Origin of the sequence: Parasedimentitalea psychrophila (assembly GCF_030285785.1) — a bacterium.
GTDB lineage: Bacteria > Pseudomonadota > Alphaproteobacteria > Rhodobacterales > Rhodobacteraceae > Parasedimentitalea > Parasedimentitalea psychrophila.
The window spans coordinates 1,157,224-1,174,361 of the sequence record NZ_CP127247.1; the positions used below are offsets into that span (position 1 = coordinate 1,157,224).

Annotated in this window: 17 protein-coding genes; 7 read left to right on the plus strand and 10 right to left on the minus strand. The window is 59.4% G+C overall.

All coding sequences use genetic code 11. The annotated features are described in order from the left end of the window. Positions 1–100: 100 nt before the first annotated feature. A complete protein-coding gene (locus QPJ95_RS05535) occupies positions 101–1,744 on the minus strand; it encodes a lysine--tRNA ligase (RefSeq protein ID WP_270919323.1) in 1,644 nt (547 codons plus the stop codon). 245 nt (positions 1,745–1,989) lie between these two features. Between QPJ95_RS05535 and QPJ95_RS05540 the strand changes: the two genes are divergently transcribed. Continuing rightward, the gene (locus QPJ95_RS05540) at positions 1,990–3,294 is read left to right on the plus strand and encodes a TlpA family protein disulfide reductase (protein WP_270919324.1); all 1,305 of its coding nucleotides are present in this window, start codon (positions 1,990–1,992) and stop codon (positions 3,292–3,294) included. A gap of 134 nt (positions 3,295–3,428) precedes the next feature. Continuing rightward, complete coding sequence (locus QPJ95_RS05545; RefSeq protein ID WP_270919325.1) at positions 3,429–3,851, plus strand: tellurite resistance TerB family protein; 423 nt, start codon at positions 3,429–3,431, stop codon at positions 3,849–3,851. Positions 3,852–3,942: 91 nt separating this feature from the next. On the opposite strand, the gene QPJ95_RS05550 is transcribed toward QPJ95_RS05545, so the two are convergent. Beyond that, on the minus strand, positions 3,943–4,617 hold the full coding sequence (locus tag QPJ95_RS05550) for a hypothetical protein (protein WP_270919326.1): 675 nt from the start codon (positions 4,615–4,617) through the stop codon (positions 3,943–3,945). Positions 4,618–4,902: 285 nt separating this feature from the next. Beyond that, a complete protein-coding gene (gene dacB, locus QPJ95_RS05555; protein ID WP_270919327.1) occupies positions 4,903–6,393 on the minus strand; it encodes a D-alanyl-D-alanine carboxypeptidase/D-alanyl-D-alanine endopeptidase in 1,491 nt (496 codons plus the stop codon). A 94-nt stretch (positions 6,394–6,487) separates the two neighbouring features. Here dacB and QPJ95_RS05560 point away from each other — a divergent pair, with 94 nt between their 5' ends. Beyond that, positions 6,488–7,315, plus strand: coding sequence for a DMT family transporter (locus QPJ95_RS05560; RefSeq protein WP_270919328.1), 828 nt, complete (start codon positions 6,488–6,490; stop codon positions 7,313–7,315). Here QPJ95_RS05560 and QPJ95_RS05565 read toward each other — a convergent pair. The 3 genes from QPJ95_RS05565 to QPJ95_RS05575 all read right to left on the minus strand — a co-directional run bounded on the left by QPJ95_RS05565 (position 7,265) and on the right by QPJ95_RS05575 (position 8,940). Continuing rightward, on the minus strand, positions 7,265–7,909 hold the full coding sequence (locus QPJ95_RS05565; RefSeq protein ID WP_270919329.1) for a nicotinate-nucleotide adenylyltransferase: 645 nt from the start codon (positions 7,907–7,909) through the stop codon (positions 7,265–7,267). The two genes, QPJ95_RS05560 and QPJ95_RS05565, sit on opposite strands and share 51 nt — an antisense overlap. Positions 7,910–8,012: 103 nt before the next feature. Then, positions 8,013–8,543 (minus strand): YcnI family copper-binding membrane protein, encoded by a 531-nt coding sequence (locus QPJ95_RS05570; protein WP_270919330.1) that lies wholly within the window; start codon positions 8,541–8,543, stop codon positions 8,013–8,015. A gap of 55 nt (positions 8,544–8,598) precedes the next feature. Beyond that, positions 8,599–8,940: a hypothetical protein gene (locus tag QPJ95_RS05575; protein ID WP_270919331.1), complete on the minus strand. Its 342-nt coding sequence runs from the start codon at positions 8,938–8,940 to the stop codon at positions 8,599–8,601. A 182-nt stretch (positions 8,941–9,122) separates the two neighbouring features. On the opposite strand from QPJ95_RS05575, the gene ettA reads away from it, so the two are divergent. Further along, entirely contained in the window at positions 9,123–10,778 is a 1,656-nt protein-coding gene (gene ettA, locus QPJ95_RS05580) for an energy-dependent translational throttle protein EttA (protein WP_270919332.1), read from the plus strand. A gap of 73 nt (positions 10,779–10,851) precedes the next feature. Here ettA and QPJ95_RS05585 read toward each other — a convergent pair whose 3' ends face one another. Then, positions 10,852–11,247: a hypothetical protein gene (locus QPJ95_RS05585; protein WP_270919333.1), complete on the minus strand. Its 396-nt coding sequence runs from the start codon at positions 11,245–11,247 to the stop codon at positions 10,852–10,854. A gap of 195 nt (positions 11,248–11,442) precedes the next feature. Between QPJ95_RS05585 and QPJ95_RS05590 the strand changes: the two genes are divergently transcribed. Beyond that, positions 11,443–11,811, plus strand: coding sequence for a hypothetical protein (locus QPJ95_RS05590; RefSeq protein ID WP_270919334.1), 369 nt, complete (start codon positions 11,443–11,445; stop codon positions 11,809–11,811). A gap of 247 nt (positions 11,812–12,058) precedes the next feature. On the opposite strand, the gene QPJ95_RS05595 is transcribed toward QPJ95_RS05590, so the two are convergent. Then, positions 12,059–12,628, minus strand: a complete 570-nt coding sequence (locus QPJ95_RS05595) for a gamma-glutamylcyclotransferase family protein (protein ID WP_270919393.1) — start codon at positions 12,626–12,628, stop codon at positions 12,059–12,061. 106 nt (positions 12,629–12,734) lie between these two features. Between QPJ95_RS05595 and QPJ95_RS05600 the strand changes: the two genes are divergently transcribed. Then, positions 12,735–13,181, plus strand: a complete 447-nt coding sequence (locus QPJ95_RS05600) for an RrF2 family transcriptional regulator (RefSeq protein ID WP_270919335.1) — start codon at positions 12,735–12,737, stop codon at positions 13,179–13,181. A gap of 20 nt (positions 13,182–13,201) precedes the next feature. Here the strand turns inward: QPJ95_RS05600 and QPJ95_RS05605 are convergent, their stop codons facing one another. Together QPJ95_RS05605 and QPJ95_RS05610 are read right to left on the minus strand one after the other, a co-directional pair. After that, complete coding sequence (locus tag QPJ95_RS05605) at positions 13,202–15,733, minus strand: ABC transporter permease (protein ID WP_270919336.1); 2,532 nt, start codon at positions 15,731–15,733, stop codon at positions 13,202–13,204. Then, positions 15,730–16,437: an ABC transporter ATP-binding protein gene (locus QPJ95_RS05610; protein ID WP_270919337.1), complete on the minus strand. Its 708-nt coding sequence runs from the start codon at positions 16,435–16,437 to the stop codon at positions 15,730–15,732. Before QPJ95_RS05610 ends, QPJ95_RS05605 begins: the two co-directional genes overlap by 4 nt. A gap of 49 nt (positions 16,438–16,486) precedes the next feature. Between QPJ95_RS05610 and QPJ95_RS05615 the strand changes: the two genes are divergently transcribed. After that, positions 16,487–17,131 carry an arylesterase gene (locus QPJ95_RS05615; RefSeq protein ID WP_270919338.1) on the plus strand — a complete coding sequence of 215 codons (645 nt, stop codon included), beginning with the start codon at positions 16,487–16,489 and terminating at the stop codon, positions 17,129–17,131. Positions 17,132–17,138 lie beyond the last annotated feature (7 nt).

Below are 17,138 nucleotides of genomic sequence, written 5' to 3' on the forward strand. Positions count from 1 at the left end.
CGTCGCATGACAACATCCCGCAGTGTCCACCAACGGACACTGCGGGATGAATTTCTAAACGCCTGTTTCGATCAGCATAGCTGCGATCCGATACGCGGGATCAGACCAGATCGCCGGCCAGTGCCTTGTCGATCAACACAATGGTCTCTTCGACGCCATACAGCGCAATAAAGCCACCAAAACGCGGGCCTTGCGTGGCCCCCAACAGCACCTCGTAGATCGCCGAGAACCAGGCCCGCAGTGGGTCGAAACCGTGGATCTTACCGATGGCAAACACCACTGACTGCAGGAATTCATCACTGCCAAAATCGACCTCTGGCAGCGCCACATCCTTGCCATCCAGCGCGTTCTTCTTGGCAATCGCGGCCAGCGCCGCATCGGGCGATTTCAGCGCCTCGGCCAGGTCGGACAGGGCGGCGCGTTCCTGATCTGTGGGCAGACGGTACACTTTGGCCGGTTTCACAAAATCGTTGAAGTAAGCCACCGCAAAGCCCGCCGCCTGATCCAGGGTCGGGTTGCTGACCGGTGTCGCGTCAGGGGCGTATTTGTTGATAAAGCCCCACAGGGTTTCCTTGTCCTCGGCGTTGGACACGCTGGCGATATTCAGCAGCATGGCAAAGGGCACCACCATATCCGACTGCGGAACATCACCGCCGTGGATGTGCCACACCGGGTTGTTCAGCTGCGCCTTGGCGTCCTGCCCGTGATAGGCCCGCAGCTGCTGGTGATACTCGTCCACCGCCTTGGGGATCACGTCGAAATGCATCCGCTTGGCCGTCTTCGGCTTAAGATACATGAAATAGGTCAGGCTTTCAGCGCTGGCATAGGTCAGCCATTCGTCGATCGAAATACCGTTGCCTGAGGTTTTTGAGATCTTTTGACCATTGGCGTCCAGGAACAATTCATAGGTGAAGTGGTCCGGCGCGCGGTGGCCCAGAATGCGGCAGATGCTGTCATAGATCGGCGTGTTGGTGCTGTGATCCTTGCCGTACATCTCAAAATCGACGCCCAGCGCCGCCCAGCGGGCGCCAAAATCCGGCTTCCACTGCAGTTTGACATTGCCGCCGGTGACCGGCAGCGTCCATTCCTTGCCGTCCTCATCATCAAAGGTGATGGTATAGGTCTCAGCGCAGACCTTTTTCATCGGCACATACATCACCCGGCCGGTCTCGGGGTGGATCGGCAGGAAGATCGAATAGGTCGCCGCCCGCTCTTCGCGCAAGCTTTTCAGCATCACCGCCATCACCTCGTCGTATTTATCAACGGCGCGCTTCAGCACCTCGTCGAACTGACCCGAACGATAGAATTCGGCGGCCGAGATGAATTCGTATTCAAAGCCAAAGGTATCCAGAAACCGGCGCAGCATGGCGTTGTTGTGATGGCCAAAGCTCTCGTGGGTGCCAAACGGATCCGGCACAGCGGTTAGTGGCATTTGCAGATATTCATGCAGGCTTTCCGAGTTCGGAACATTGCCCGGCACCTTGCGCATACCGTCCAGATCATCCGAGAAACACACCAGTTTGGTCGGGATATCGCTGATCAGCTCAAAGGCGCGTTTGACCATGGTGGTGCGGGCCACCTCACCAAAGGTGCCGATATGCGGCAGGCCGGACGGGCCATAGCCGGTCTCGAACAAAACAAAGCCCTTTTCCGGCGCGCCCTTGGCAAAACGTTTGAGCACCTTGCGGGCTTCTTCAAACGGCCAGGCTTTGCTCTGCAGAGCAGTTTCGCGCAGATCAGACATGTTGTTCTCCATCAGCGGACCCGGATCGGGCCGCATTGCGTATCTAGGCCACCCTATGCAGCCGACTGGCTTGGTCTATTGTGCTAGTGCAGCATGAGTCAATATTTGCAAGCGCCCCATCCCCCATCGCCGGGAAGAAATCGGCGGTTACCGCCAGATTGACAGAATAACCTTGTTAATTTTCCCCAACCAAACGTAGTGTTCAACTACAGACAGTAATTCAATTTTCCCCGAAAGACTTCAGATTGTTTCGCACTCTCACGGCCGAAATCTGGCCCTTGCCGCGGGTCACCAAATCCCGTTCGTCCTGCCGTGAAATTGCCGCGGTTTTTCAGGGCAGCCCCGCCGAGGCCATTGGGCTGATGCCGGGATGGCTCATTCTGCAGATCGACGGGGATGCGCCAACCGATCATGCCTTACTGCGATCCAAACGCAACGGCATTGACCGCATCACCTTTCAAAACCCCGAGACCGACGAGATCTGGTCCATTCCTGCCGGGGCATGGCCGCATGGCATTAAGGTCATCCCCTGTGTCAACGATAGGCTGATCGCCGATATAAAATCCGCAAACGCCGATTTTCAGGCGCTACACGCAATCTGGAACCACGGCGACTGGGGCGAATTTGCCAAGTTGCGGGGCGCGTTTGAGAGCGCGGTCCTGCCGTTTGGCGCCTCGCTGGTTGACCGCTTCATCAACCCCGCCCGCCGCCAAGCCCGGATTTTTGCCTCAGACGATATCGGCAACATGATCCTGCTGGCGCTGAGCTATAAGGCCCTGGGGCTGAATGATCTGGCTCAAAAGGCGATTGAAACCGCCGAACACCACCGTGAAAAGCAGGGCATAGAGCGGATGCCAAGCCAGTATTTCGGGCTGATCTGGTTCATTGATATCCTGATAAAGCTGGGCATCGGCGCCACCGATGAGGCCCTTGAAATGGCCGAGACTGCGGTGGCAGGCTACCCGGAACTGAACGGGCTGCGCCGTCTCTACGCCTCGGTTGCCAACCGCGAGGGCCTGATCCTCTGGTCGCCGCTGCTGGGCAAAAGGTTTCCGTTCGATTATCGCCTGCCGCAGCATGATCCCTTTGACACCTGGCCGGGTGGCCCGCCGGTATCGCTGCCCGACACCCTGGCGACGCTGCAGGACGGGCAGTTCCTGTTGGTCTACTGTCTGGGGGAATATCGCACCAATGGTCCATTTCAGCAGGAGTTGGAAAACCTGATAGCGTTGCATCAATTGGCCCCCGACAGGATCGCCGAGGTGCATGTCATCACCGCCTATGATCAGGACCCAGACGACAGTTTCTGGCGTCACAGCAATCAGATTGAGGATCAGCTGAAATCAGCATCCGTGCCGTTTCGCGTGCTGTTTGATGCAACAGATGCCGCTGTTGCACAGCTAAAGGTTGACGCCTTCCCGTCGCTCTATATCTTGAACCGCGATGGCATCGTCCTGAGTGTCGAAGGTCTGGCCGAGGAAGACGGCTATTGGCAGGCCATCGGGCGCAATCAGGATCCGGCATTTTTGCAATCGGATCCGGCGTCCTGATCTCTTCGGGACACCGCATTTGCGGCGGTTATTGCACCATGGCCGATTGCCGCCGATAAATCGCAGGCAAGTGTTGAACCCCCTTGGCTGCCTGCCTATTCTGACTCTAACACTCAGCCCAAAAGGATATCACCATGACCGAGACCTCCCCTCGCCCGCTTTCTCCCCAGGATTGTCTTGTTGCGATCATGGTGGCGGTGTCGGCCTCGGACGAAAACATCCGCACCTCGGAACTGATCGAGATCCAGTCCGCAGTGAATATGCTGCCGGTGTTTGCGGACTATGATATCGACCGGATCAAACGGATGTCGCAAACGGTGCTGGACTTGTTTGAGCAGGAGGACGGGCTGGATGCGCTGTTTGGCCTGATCCGCGAAAACCTGCCCGAGCGGCTGCATGAAACCGCCTATGCGCTGGCCTGCGACGTGGCGGCCTCAGATGGGCGGCTGAATGAAACCGAATTGGAGTTCCTGGCCGAGATCCGCTATGAGTTGAACATCGACCGGCTGCACGCCGCTGCAATTGAGCGCGGCGCCCGGGCGCGGCACGTGACCTGAGACCTAAGACCGGTGGGATTAGAATAAGAGAACTTTCGGGTTTGTCTTATTCAGGGAACAGCCTTTCTCTTCCCTGAATAAGGCTCCGGGGTCAGCGCTGGAAAATCTCGTCACGCGTGAAATTCCGGGTTTGCCGCGATCCATTGGCAAAGGTCATTGTCACACTGACCGTCTCGATCGAGTTTTGATCGAAAGTCCAGTAAGGCGGATCCGCCTTGGCAGCCCCCGAAGCACAGGACGAAAACCCCTGTGTTTTGGTGGCGCCGCCATTGACCGAAAACTGCATCTTTTTGATGCCGCAGGCATAAGGCGCCACTGACGACAGGTTCAGCGCGTCATAGGGCCAGCTTTTGGATACTGTGGCCCAGGGCGTCCCGGCCCGTTTCAATGCCGCCTGATCCTGCGCAACCCGCGATGACGACACTACAGGCGCCGACGCGGCCGCAACTGGGGCGCTTGACTGGCCGACAGATGCAGCTGCCCCCCCGTTCACTTTTGCATTGTTCGCTTCCCAGACTGACCGCGACGGCATGGTCAAATGCCCCATCTGAGCAGGGTTGTCACGCTTGGCCTCTTCGAACATGGCCCGGCCCAAGGCGTAATCGTCATTGATGTCCACGCCCGGATACTTCTGCCGGTATTCTTCTTGGAGGCGCCGTTCTGCGGCGGCATCAACCGCCGAATAAAACGGATCAGCCGCGCCAGTGGCAATCACCGCGGCAGTACAGGCCGTCTGCGACAGTGCTATCGCTAACAGCCCCGCCATGCGCCAACGGCCCCGGAGAAAATACCCCATCGAAATTTTCACATTTTCTCTATTATTTTCAATCATGTTTGCTGTGCCCCAATACCATCTCGTCAAACTAAACGGTACGGGTACAACGCAAAGCAATAGAATTCTTCAAATGTAAGACATTTACATTCTATAAGGGAATATCGCCCACCGCAGGACGCAAGAAATCTCCCCAGGGTTGAGAATCCATCCCAGTGGCCGCGTGTTTCCCAGTCGATTGATTGCAACACAGGCCATGCGAACCACAGCCAAACGGCCTCAACTGCCGTAGACCGTGCCCCATCGCTCGATCAGCTTTTGCTGCATCTTCTTGGCCTTGCGGTTCCAGCTGCGGGCCCCCTGTGGCCGTTCGCGGTCAGCGCGTTTGATACGGGACCGCGCGCCCTGATCGGCGGCAAAGATGGCAAAGGCCAGCTCGGTGCCGTCAGCGGCGGTCATGAAACCGCCCAGCCCTGAGACAAAATTCAGCGTGCCGGTTTTGGCATTCACCTTGATCGGGTGGGTCTTGTTCACCTTGCCATTGGCATCGCGCAGCAGGAACGGTTTCAGCAGTGGTTTCAACTGACCCACCTTGCGCGCGGCAATCAATGCCCCAACCAGATCGTCGGGCGTCATCCGCGACGCGTCGCCCAGACCCGAATGATCCACCAGCCGGGTGCCGGTCATGCCATATTTGGCACCCGCCCAGCTGTTCATCGCCTGCGCCGAGGCCCTTAGCGATCCGGGCCGACGCCCAGATGCCGCGGTGGCGGACATGCCGATCATCTCGGCCATCAGATTGTTTGAGTATTTCAACATGCGGCGCAGCATCACCAACAGCGCCGTACTGCTGTGCTGCGCCAGCACCTGCCCCTGACCCTGTGGCAGGGATTTCACCACTTGCGGCTTGGCCAGCACGATCCCATGCGCCCGCGCCATGGTGCGGAAAACATCGCCTACGTATTCAGCCGGACGGCGCACCGGTAGCCAGCGCGAGCCGCCCTTGCCCAAGGCAGCATTGGCCACCGTCCACTGATCGGCACCGCCGCTGTCGGCATAGGTGTAGACCGGGGCGGTTCGCTTTGCCACTTTCATCCGGGCCACGGCCACCTCGGGGCGGTATTTCTCAGTCCTGGCATCCATGCTGACCGACCAGCCCTGGCCTGCCCGTTTCCATTCAAAATGCACCCGGTTATAGTTCAGCGCCAGCCCCGAGATCGCCGGGCTATAGCCGACGTGATCCGGCTGATCGGCGTCAATGGTGTGCACATAGGGCAGCGCCCCGTCCCACAGCTTAAAGCCGCCCCTGACCTCGCGCACGCCGGCAGATTTCAGCGCTTTGGCCAGTTGCGCCAGATGATCGGTGGTCAATGTGGGGTCGCCGCCACCAACCAGGATCAAATCCCCCTGCACCACGCCGCCGATAACGCCGCCCGTGGCCATCACCCGGGTGTGAAACCGATGCTCGGCCCCCAGCACATCCAGCGCGTAAAGCGAGGTCAGCGCCTTGGCGACGCTGGCCGGTGGCAGTCCCGAGGCGCCATTCTCGGCCTCAAGCCGCAGACCTGTCTCCACGTCCGCCACAGCGCAGGCCACCTCTCCCGGCAGCCCCGCCCGCTGCAGCACACGTTTGAGCCCGTCCGCCGGGCTGTGCATAACAGCCTGACGTCGGGCATGAGGTCGCAAGGAGGTGACCGGGGCATTGGCCCAGGCCCCACCTGCCCCGATCAGGGCAGAACCAGAAAGCAGAAAAAATCGTCGCGTAACCATATCACCCTTAGTGTAATAAATTCATTTCGAAACGGCAAACAGTCAGGCGATTTGGGGTTCTTAGTAAGCGCACTGCCTGTTAGAGGGTGAAACCATGTTACAGGCAGTCACTCTCATGTTCGTCGCTATGTCAATGATCCCTGCGGGTGATCTATGTGGCAAACTGCTGACCAGCAGTGGCATTGCCACACCGGCTTTCATCGCCTCTTCGCGTTTTGTCATTGGTAGCGCCTTGTTGCTGCCCTTTGTTCCGCTTCGCGCGTATTCATTAATGAAAGATCGCCGCATGTGGCTGCGGGCCCTGTTGCTGGTCGGCGGCATCGTTTCGGTGCAGACAGCCCTTAAGACCGAGCCGATGGCAGATGTGTTCGCCGCCTTCTTTATCGGCCCGATCATCAGCTATGGTCTGTCGGCTGTGTTCCTGCGCGAACCCACCACCTGGCTGCGGTCGCTGCTCATGCTTGTCGGCTTTGCCGGTGTTATTTTGGTGGTTCGCCCCGGCTTCGGAGGCTCGATCAACCTGTTGTGGGCGGTGCTTGCCGGCGGTTTCTACGGCTGTTTTCTGACCACCGGCCGCTGGCTTTCACATCTTGGGTCACCGCTAGAGCTGAGCCTGATCCAATTGCTGCTGGCCGCCCTTGTCATGCTGCCAATGGGGTTGGCAAACCTGCCCGAGCTCACCCTGAGCACCTCGATCCTGACGCTGGGCAGCGCCGCGTTTTCGATGCTGGGTAATCTGATTCTGCTGTTTGCCTACAGCAAGGTCGCAGCCACCAAACTGGCGCCGATGGTCTATTTCCAGCTGATCGCCGCAGTGACGCTTGGCTGGGCCGCCTTTGGCCAATTGCCGGACATGCTGACCTGGCTGGGTCTAGCTGTGGTCGTCAGCGCCGGTCTTGGCTCGGCGCTCCTGCGACGCTGACCACTCTCCGCGCGCCCGGATCGCCGAGGAGCTGGCGTCAACCATTGGCACATTGACAAAACACCAGGCCGGGCACTGTGCATGAGCCAACAGGCGGCTCTCGCTCCCCTTCAACCGATATGGCGCATAGATCCGCGCCGCCGGTGACAGCCGCGCCGAGATCCGATCCCCCGGTCGTGCCATCACGCCGACCGGCACCGTATCTAGGATCTGCCGCCAGTCCCTCCAGCGATGAAACTGCGCCAGATTATCGGCCCCCATCAGCCAGACAAAACGCACACCGGGATAGAGCCTGCGCAGATGCCGCAGGGTCTGTGCGGTATAGCGTGTTCCCAGCTGCGCCTCGGCATCGCTGATATGGATGTTTGGGTGCCGCATGATCGCCCGCGCCGCCGCCATCCGCTGCTCTAGCGGGGCCGGCTGATGGCGTTTTAGCGGATTACCCGGAGACACCAGCCACCAGACCCGGTCCAGCCCAAACTGCGCCAGCGCCGCCCGGCTGATCTGCACATGACCCATGTGGGCCGGATCAAAAGATCCACCCAGCAGCCCCACGGTCATGCCGGGGCGAAGATATGGAAACCCATGTCTCATCCCCGGCTTGATGCACATATTTGGCAAGGGATTCCAAGCCCTGCGCAAAACATAGGGCAGCACGCGATTGCGTGCTGCCCTGTTTCACCGCGATTTTGAACAGTTAATGAGTATGCGCGTCTGGTGCGACCAGATGCAGTCCCGGCGCCGGGCGTTTCAGCTCATGTGGGTCCTGACCCTCTGCAGGGATCTCGACCCAGCCATTTTCACCATCCGCGCATTCTTGCACAGTTGGAAAAAACAACGTCTTGTCAGCTTCCAGCGTGTCATGCAGTTTGCCGCGAAAGGTGAATTCGTCGTAATGTTCTGCGGCCAGTTCTCCGGTCCAGATAATCTCGGTCACACCTTCGGTCAGGGTTTTTCCGTAATAGTCATAGCTGCCTTCATACGCCCCGGTCACGGTCTCCAGCGCCCAACCCGGCTTTGGCATTGGCTTCACCGAAACCACACCTTCGGGAATGGTGATCCGCAGCCTTAACGTCGCCTGCTCGCCACAGCCATGGCCAATACGCATCACGCCTTTGTAGAACGAGCCGGTTTTGGCCTCTTGCTGTTCCAACGACGCATGTGCCGTAGCCGAGGTTCCAAGAGCAGCCGCCAACAGCGCAGCCGAAGCAAATTTGATCAGTTTCATTTGTTTTAGTCCTGTTCACATATTTATCTGTGCCGGGCGCGCCCGGCGATGAGTATCATGTGAACAGTGGCGGACCCCGTGCCTGATGGGGATCAATTGCCCCACCGCAGTTTGCGATATCTGATCTGAGCAGCAATAGCCGCCCGGTAGAAACAGCCTGCCAGACCAGAAAATCGACATGTCCCAACACCACAAGGCCAGTGGCCAATGTACAGTTTGGACAGTCAGGTTGGCCAGCCTCTTGGCCAAACCCGCAAATATCCCCCGCCGCGTAACCATAGGCCGAGAACACGACTTCAGCCGAGACCGGACGTGCAGCATGCAAACCCGACAATACGGCAAAACACAGCGCCGCGATCAGCGCCAGTCCCGTTTTATGCCTCTGCCAAGCCGCCATTCTGCCTGTTTACCCTTTGACCCATTACCGTGGTTCCACCTCACCTAACTAAGCGACGGATCACACTCTTTGATCCAGCGCAACAAACTACCGCCCAAGGGTCAATACCTGACATTGCCCCCACCCGTCCCATCCGCTATCACTCCTCCCAAATTCAAATCCCCTCATCACGGAGCCCTATCATGGCCGCCTATCAATACGTCTACCACATGCAGGGTGTCTCCAAGACCTACCCGGGTGGCAAAAAATGCTTTGAAAACATCCACCTGTCCTTTCTCCCCGGCGTTAAAATCGGTGTTGTCGGCGTCAACGGCTCCGGTAAATCGACCCTGATGAAGATCATGGCCGGTCTCGACAAGGACTTCACCGGCGAGGCCTGGGCCGCCGAAGGTGCCCGGGTTGGCTATCTGCCGCAGGAACCCAAGCTGGACGCGACGCTGACCGTGCGTGAAAACGTCATGCTGGGTGTGGCGCCGAAAAAGGCGATCCTGGATCGCTATAACGAACTGGCGATGAACTACTCGGACGAGACCGCCGACGAGATGGCCGAGCTGCAGGACAAGATCGACGCCCAGGACCTGTGGGATCTGGACAGCCAGATTGACGTCTCGATGGAGGCCCTGCGCTGCCCGCCGGATGACGCCGAAATCGCCAACCTCTCGGGTGGTGAGCTGCGTCGCGTGGCGCTGTGCAAGCTGCTGCTCGAAGCGCCGGACATGCTGCTGCTGGATGAGCCGACCAACCACCTGGACGCCGAAACCATCGCCTGGCTGCAACAGCACCTGATGGACTACAAGGGCACCATCCTGATCGTCACCCACGACCGTTACTTCCTGGATGACATCACCAGCTGGATTCTGGAACTGGACCGCGGCAAGGGTATCCCGAATGAGGGCAACTACTCTGACTGGCTGGAGCAAAAGGCCAAACGCCTGAGCCAGGAGGCCCGCGAGGACAAATCCAAGCAGCAGACCCTGCAACGCGAGCTGGACTGGATGCGTCAGGGTGCCAAGGCACGCCAGGCCAAGAGCAAGGCCCGGATCAACGCCTATAACGATCTGGCCGACCAGTCCGAACGCGAGAAGCTAACCCGCGCCCAGATCGTCATCCCCAACGGCCCACGTCTGGGCAACAAGGTGATCGAGGTCGAAAATCTGGCCAAGCACTATGGCGACAAACAGCTGGTCGAGGGTCTGACCTTTGATCTGCCACCCGGCGGTATCGTCGGCGTCATCGGCCCCAACGGCGCCGGTAAATCCACCCTGTTCCGCATGTTGACCGGTCAGGAACAACCCGATCAGGGCTCGGTCAGCTTTGGTGACACGGTCAAACTGTCTTATGTGGATCAGTCGCGCGATGACCTGAAAGACGACGAGACCGTCTGGCAGGCGATTTCCGGCGGCGCTGAAATCATCGAGCTGGGCGATGCGCAGGTCAATTCCCGCGCCTATTGCTCGTCCTTCAACTTCAAGGGTGGCGATCAGCAGAAGCCGCTGAAACTGCTATCGGGTGGTGAGCGTAACCGGGTCCACATGGCGCGGCTGCTCAAGGAAGGCGGCAACGTGCTGCTGCTCGATGAGCCGACCAACGATCTGGACGTGGAAACCCTGCGCGCACTGGAAGACGCGCTGGTCGATTTCGCCGGCTGCGCCGTGGTGATCTCGCACGATCGTTTCTTCCTTGATCGGATCTGTACCCACATGCTGGCCTTTGAAGGCGATGCCCATGTGGAATGGTTCGAGGGTAACTTTGAAGACTATGAGGAAGACAAGAAACGCCGTCTGGGCGCCGATGCGCTAGAGCCCAAGCGGTTGAAGCATAAGAAGTTTGTGCGGTAATAATACTGGAGTGGATCAAGTACCTTTTTGCACTTGGTCCACTCTACCTCAGACTATTTATTCTTATTGGCGATCAACAACTCTCAATTTGACGTAGCAATTTAGCTTGTTTTTCATCGTAAGATTTACTGCTGAAAAGACTGCCCAAAAGAAACTGATTTCGAGCCCGAAGACCAGCGATCATACAATCCATGCAGGTCACGAATATCAATATTCCTAACGGCAAAGAGATAACGACTATGAGCATGACACCCAGTCCGTGAGCACCCAGCACGGCGCTATATTCATCAATTAGGTCAAAGGCAGATTCCAGCCAGCTCGCAACCACGGAAATCATCACAAACACAATCCATGCAAAAAACCAGCCTTTTGATGAAATCTCGAGGCAAGAGGCGTACAATTTCAGAAATCGAACACGCGCCAATGCATATTTCAGCCTTGGCACCTTAAGAACTAGACTAAGTAGCACAACTAGGATGCTCCTGAATTCGCAATAGAATTGCCCACTTAATAACATGGCGTTTGACAGATGATCTTTTTTCGCTCAAAGGGAACAACCTTAAATCCAATACACTCATAACGTACAGGTTGGATTGCTGGCAGACAATACACTGCGACAGCCCCTCGCCTTCTCGGGGGAAATTTCTGACTAGGGGCCGCGCAAATGGCAGATTACAAAGACTTATTGATACCGCTGGGATTTATGTTTGCCTTCACTACCGCAACCGTTCTCGTCTTGGTGTTTCTTTGTCGGTCAGCAGGCTTAAGGCTGGGAAAGTCATCCTATGTTCGAGATCCGAAGGGTTTCATGCGTTTTTTATTACTCAAGGTGCTTCAGTCTCATGGATATATCACCGAGGGCCAGTATAATTATTACGCGTCAAATGACTTAATCTCTTTGGAACTGGGTTCAAGCGCGATGAAAGCGCTTCGGCTGCGGCAAAAGATTGTCGTGGGGTTTTGTTTTCTAGTTATGGCACAAACCGCGATTATCGCGCCAATAGCCATGTTTCAAGTGGTGTATAATATGTAGGAATATCGAATGGGACGTGGTGATTCTGGTTCCGTTTTAACAATGAACTTCAAGATAATGGGAGCTTTCACATTTTTGGATTCGTTCGACTAACGTGAGCGTTGCGTCCCATCCTGAGTTCCCGACTAGCGCCCCCGACAACAGGCCCGCGCCTGACCTTGGGGAGGCGTGAATGCGCCTTCCCGGGGGGAAGATCAGGCGCGGGCCGTGCGGCTTCGCCTTACGTCCCAAAGTAGGCAGAACCGCCCTACCCCACCACAATAACCTTCGCACCGATGGCATCCAGATGATGATCCACCAGCTCTCGCTGTGCGACCTCTAGCAATTGATGACGGGGATAGATCGGTGCGGCGCGGTCGTTCAGGATGGGGGCCTCCCAGCCGTCGGTGCTGGCGAAAAACGCCGCCACACCCGCCACGCCAAACACCTGATCATAACCCTGCACCACCACATCCAGATAGCTCAGCAAGATCGGATGCCGCGCCGACCCCGGCATTTGGGCAGAACGTGGCACCGCGTATAGCGAGATCTCGGGCGCCGGCCGCAGCCCATGCGCAACCGCGCCCAAAAGCGGCAGCCGGTCATAGGCGTATTCACGACCGTCCAGTGCGTCCCAATCCGCCCCCGGCACCGCCGCGATCAGCCCGTCGATCTCGCTGCCAGCGCAGGGCACTGCCGACAGAAACGCCACCTCGCGCAATTCAGTATGCACCCAGGCGCGGCGCCAGCCGGATAGGCGCGCTGGTTGCGGGTCGTGATAGGCATGGGTGCCCAGGTTCACCAGGCTGCCATAGCCAAAGAAATAGGGGGGGGACATCCGCTCAGGGCCTCGCAGGCAGTCGATCAGGGTTTTGATGTATGTCAAACCGCTTTTTGCCGCACTGTGCAATACAGAATGCGAAATTCCAATTGGAGCATTGCAAATGCGCATTACCAAAAGAACCAACATCGCGGTGCGGTTGCTGATGTACTGTGCCGCAAACCCCGATCGCCTGGTCACCAAGGCCGAGATCGCCAAGTGCTGCAATGTCTCTGAAAACCATCTGGCCCAGGTGATCAATCAATTGGGCCAATTGGGTTTTCTAAACACCCAGCGGGGCCGCAACGGCGGCATGACCCTGGCCCGGCCCACCGGCCAGATCCGCATCGGCGACGTGTTCCGCAAGGTCGAAGGCGAAGTGCCCAGCGGCGAGTGTTTTGCCGATTCGGACAACAGCTGCCCGCTGACCAATGCCTGCCGCCTGAAGATGGCGCTGACAGATGCGGCGCAGGCCTTTTATGGCGCGCTGGACGATATCACCCTCGAGGCGCTGGTCTGTGACAACCATGATCTAATGAAGATCCTGCAACCCATCAGCTGCGGCCGCTAAGCCGCAGCTAAGATTTGATCCTATTCGCGGGACCGAAGCTGCCCGGCCGGACGGGTCGCCAGCGGTTGCCAGGCAAAGGCCAGCCCGGCCAGCAGAGTGGCCAGCACACCGCCGGCGATGATGGCAAGCGCATTGGGCCAGATCACCTGATAGCTGATTTCAAACACATATGTGTTCACCGCCCAGGCCCCTGCGGTTCCGGCCGCCAGTGCCACCAACCCGGCCCCTGCCCCCAGAATAACCGAGCGCAGGGCAAAGCTGGCCAGAATACGCGCCCGTGACGCACCAAGGGTTTTCAGCAGCGCCGCCTCGTAGCGCCGTGCCGGCTCCCCCGCAGCAGCGGTCCCCAGCAGCACCAGAAACCCGGTCAGCAGCGTTGCTGCCGCACCGTAAGCGGTGGCCGAGGCGATCTGGCGCAGGATCTCGGACACCCGCTCAATCGCGTCGCGCACCCGGATCGCGGTGACATTGGGCATGTCGCGGCCCAGATCGCGCAGGATCTGCGCCTCGGCCTGCTCGTCGGAATAAACCGTAGCGATAAAGCTGTGCGGTGCCTTGGCCAGCGCCGCCTCGTTCAGCACCAGCACAAAGCCCATTCCGGCGCTGGAGAAATCCACTTCGCGCAGGCTGGTGATACTTGCAGTGATGTCGCGGCCAAGAATATTCAGGGTCAGGCTGTCGCCCAGCTGCAGCCCCAGTTCCTCGGCCTCCTCAGTGGCAAAACTGATCTGCGGCGGACCGCTGTAATCCTCTGGCCACCAGCTGCCGGCGGTGATCTGGGTGCCCTCGGGCTGCGCGCCCGCATAGGTGATGCCGCGGTCGCCCCGGACCACCCAGTGATCGCCGGCAACTTCGCGCGCGGGCTGGCCGTTGATCTTGGTGACAACGCCGCGCAGCATCGGCGCGCTTTGCATTTTCGACACTGCCGGATCATCATTGATGCGTTTGGCAAAGGCCGGCATCTGGTCGCGTTGGATATCGACAAAGAAATAAGACGGCGCGCGGTCTGGCAGGTTATCGCCAATGGCGCGGCGCATGTTGCCGTCGATCTGGCCAATCGCCGCCAGCACCGTCAGCCCCAGTCCCAACGACAGCACAACCGGAGTGGCGCCGTCACGGGCAGTGCCAATCGCCGACAGTGCCCAGCGCAGCGCCGGACGCCCCCGCGCCAATCGGGTTGAGCGCCGCGCCACAGCGCCAAGCGCCAGCGCCGCCAGCAGCAGCACCGACAGTGCCGCTGCCAAACCAGCGGCGCTCCACAGGGTCAATTCAGGCGATCCGCTAAACAGCGCCGCCGATCCCACCAGCAGCGCCAGCGCCAGGGCGGTGGCCAGCAGATAGCGCGGTGCAGGCAGGTGGTTGCGACCCGCAAAAGCATCGCGAAACAGCGCTGCGGCCCGAATGCGTTCGGCGCGGGCCAGTGGCCAGAGGGTAAAGATAAAGGCGGTCAGCCCGCCATAAATTGCCGCCTCAGCCAGCGCCGAGGGGGACAGTGAGAAATCCGCCGGGAACGGCAGCTGCGCCGCAATCAGTGGCCCCAGCAGCACCGGTCCCAAGCCGCCAATCAGTAGACCAATGGCGATCCCCAGTAGCGCCAAGGCGCCAATCTGCAGGAAATAGGTCAGAAAGATGGTTGATCGATCAGCGCCAAGGGTGCGCAGGATGGCAATGGTCGAGGTCTTGGTCGCCAGATAGGCCCGCACCGCAGCCGAGACCCCGATGCCACCAACCGCCAGACCGGACAGGCCAACAAGGATCAGAAACGAGCTCAGTCGCTCGACAAACCGGGTGATACCGGGGGCGCCGTTACGGGCATCGCTCCAGCGCATGCCGCTGTCCCCGAACTGGCTCAGCGCCTGTTGCTTGATCATCTCCAGATCGGTGCCGTCCGGCAGATCCATGCGGTATTTGGTTTCAAACAAGGTGCCAGGGGCCAGCAGACCCGAGGCTTGCAGCGCATGGGTTGCGACCAAGGTGCGTGGCCCAATGGTAAAGCCCGAAGCCGCCGCATCCGGTTCAACCACGATATCCGCCATCAGACGAAAATCCTGCGTGCCCAGTTGAAAGACATCACCCGGCAGCAGCCCCAGACGCGCCGACAAGGCCAGCTGCATGACCGCACCCGGTACTCCGTCGGCGCCAGCCAAGGCCTGCTCTAGTGGCATCGGTGGCGCCAGCTCTACGGTGCCAGTCAATGGGTACAGATCATCCACCGCTTTGACCTGCGTTAGGGCGCGATCCTCGCCCACCACCGCCATGGAACGGAACTCGGCGATCTCGGACACTGTGGTGGCGCGGTCTGCCATCCAGGCGCGGCTGTCGTCATCGGCAAAGCGATAGGTGAACTCCATCTCGGCGTCACCGCCAAGGATCACCGCGCCCTGACTGGACAGGCCATATTCAATCGAGGCCCGCACGGTGCCAATGGCGGCGATCACCGCAACGCCAAGCGCCAGACAGGCCAGAAAGATACGAAACCCTCGCAGCCCACCACGCAGCTCGCGGCGGGCAAAGCGCCAGGCCAGCGACAGGGAGGGAAACAGGGAGCTCATTCCGCGGCCTTTTGATTGGCTGCGGCATCAATATGACCATCGCGCAGATGCACCACACGATCACAGCGCGCCGCCAGTTCGGGGGCGTGGGTGACCATGATCAGGGTGGCACCATGGCGGTCGCGCAGGTCAAACAACAGGTCCATGATCGCGCGGCCATTGGCCTCGTCCAGATTGCCGGTGGGTTCATCCGCCAGCAGAATGTCAGGCCGTGGTGCCACCGCGCGGGCCAGCGCCACCCGCTGTTGTTCGCCGCCCGACAGCTGCGCCGGGAAATGACCCGCACGCGCGCCCAGCCCCACTGCCTCTAGTTCAGCCTGGGCCCGCTCAAAGGCATCGGTGTGGCCGGCCAGTTCCAGCGGCGTGGCGACGTTTTCCAGTGCGGTCATGGTGGGGATCAGGTGGAAGCTCTGGAACACCACGCCCATGTGGTCGCGGCGGAACCGGGCCAGCGCGTCCTCGTTCATGGCGGTCAGATCCTGGCCCAGCGCGGTGATGATGCCGCCGCTGGCCTGTTCCAGCCCGCCCATCAGCATCAGCAGCGACGACTTGCCCGAGCCCGAGGGGCCGACCAGCCCCAGTGTCTCGCCGACAGCAACATCCAAATTGATCTGCTGCAGGATATCCACCACTCCGGTATTGCCATTCAGCGACAAAGACGCATCTTGGAGACGAAGAATTGGAGCGGTGGTTTGCAATGTCATGGGGCTCTGCCTAATTGGTTTATCGTAGCGATATGGAGGTTCTACAGAAATGCACAAGGTGCTGGCCGCTTTGGCCTTTATATTTATTACCACCGGGGCCCTGGCCGAACCGCTGCGCATCACCGCATTTGGCGACAGTCTGGTGCATGGCTATGGTTTGGGCCCGGATCAGGGGCTGGTGCCGCAACTGCAGAGCTGGCTGACGGACCACGGCGCCGAGGTGACGCTGACCAATGCCGGTGTGTCGGGCGACACCACGGCGGGCGGCGCGGCGCGGATCGACTGGACGCTGAGCGATGATCCTCAGGGGCTGATCGTACTGCTGGGTGGCAATGACCTGCTGCGCGGCATGCCAGCCGACAGGGCCAAGACCAATCTGTCGGCCATTCTGTCCGCAGCCCAAGCACAGGGGGTCGAGGTGCTGCTGATTGGGATGCTGGCACCGGGCAATTTTGGACCCGTCTACAAGGCCGAGTTTGATGCGATCTATGGCGATCTGGCAGCGCAATATGACAGCCTGCTGTTTGAGGATGCCTTTGCCGGGATATCCGCGCAGGTCTCTGGCGATCCGGTCGCCGCACAGCGCTATTTGCAGGGCGATGGCATTCACCCCAATGCCGAAGGCGTGGCGCTGAATGTCGCGGCGCTGGGGCCTGTAGCGTTGAAACTGGTGGCGCGAATTTCCGGTCCCTAGCTCTTGC

Excerpts from the sequence above, each read along its gene's own strand:
- QPJ95_RS05535 (WP_270919323.1), bottom strand. The coding sequence starts at position 1,744 with ATGTCTGATCTGCGCGAAACTGCTCTGCAGAGCAAAGCCTGGCCGTTT.
- QPJ95_RS05545 (WP_270919325.1), top strand. The coding sequence starts at position 3,429 with ATGACCGAGACCTCCCCTCGCCCGCTTTCTCCCCAGGATTGTCTTGTT.
- QPJ95_RS05550 (WP_270919326.1), bottom strand. The coding sequence starts at position 4,617 with ATGGCGGGGCTGTTAGCGATAGCACTGTCGCAGACGGCCTGTACTGCC.
- dacB (WP_270919327.1), bottom strand. The coding sequence starts at position 6,393 with ATGGTTACGCGACGATTTTTTCTGCTTTCTGGTTCTGCCCTGATCGGG.
- QPJ95_RS05560 (WP_270919328.1), top strand. The coding sequence starts at position 6,488 with ATGTTACAGGCAGTCACTCTCATGTTCGTCGCTATGTCAATGATCCCT.
- QPJ95_RS05565 (WP_270919329.1), bottom strand. The coding sequence starts at position 7,909 with ATGAGACATGGGTTTCCATATCTTCGCCCCGGCATGACCGTGGGGCTG.
- QPJ95_RS05570 (WP_270919330.1), bottom strand. The coding sequence starts at position 8,543 with ATGAAACTGATCAAATTTGCTTCGGCTGCGCTGTTGGCGGCTGCTCTT.
- QPJ95_RS05575 (WP_270919331.1), bottom strand. The coding sequence starts at position 8,940 with ATGGCGGCTTGGCAGAGGCATAAAACGGGACTGGCGCTGATCGCGGCG.
- ettA (WP_270919332.1), top strand. The coding sequence starts at position 9,123 with ATGGCCGCCTATCAATACGTCTACCACATGCAGGGTGTCTCCAAGACC.
- QPJ95_RS05590 (WP_270919334.1), top strand. The coding sequence starts at position 11,443 with ATGGCAGATTACAAAGACTTATTGATACCGCTGGGATTTATGTTTGCC.
- QPJ95_RS05595 (WP_270919393.1), bottom strand. The coding sequence starts at position 12,628 with ATGTCCCCCCCCTATTTCTTTGGCTATGGCAGCCTGGTGAACCTGGGC.
- QPJ95_RS05600 (WP_270919335.1), top strand. The coding sequence starts at position 12,735 with ATGCGCATTACCAAAAGAACCAACATCGCGGTGCGGTTGCTGATGTAC.
- QPJ95_RS05605 (WP_270919336.1), bottom strand. The coding sequence starts at position 15,733 with ATGAGCTCCCTGTTTCCCTCCCTGTCGCTGGCCTGGCGCTTTGCCCGC.
- QPJ95_RS05610 (WP_270919337.1), bottom strand. The coding sequence starts at position 16,437 with ATGACATTGCAAACCACCGCTCCAATTCTTCGTCTCCAAGATGCGTCT.
- QPJ95_RS05615 (WP_270919338.1), top strand. The coding sequence starts at position 16,487 with ATGCACAAGGTGCTGGCCGCTTTGGCCTTTATATTTATTACCACCGGG.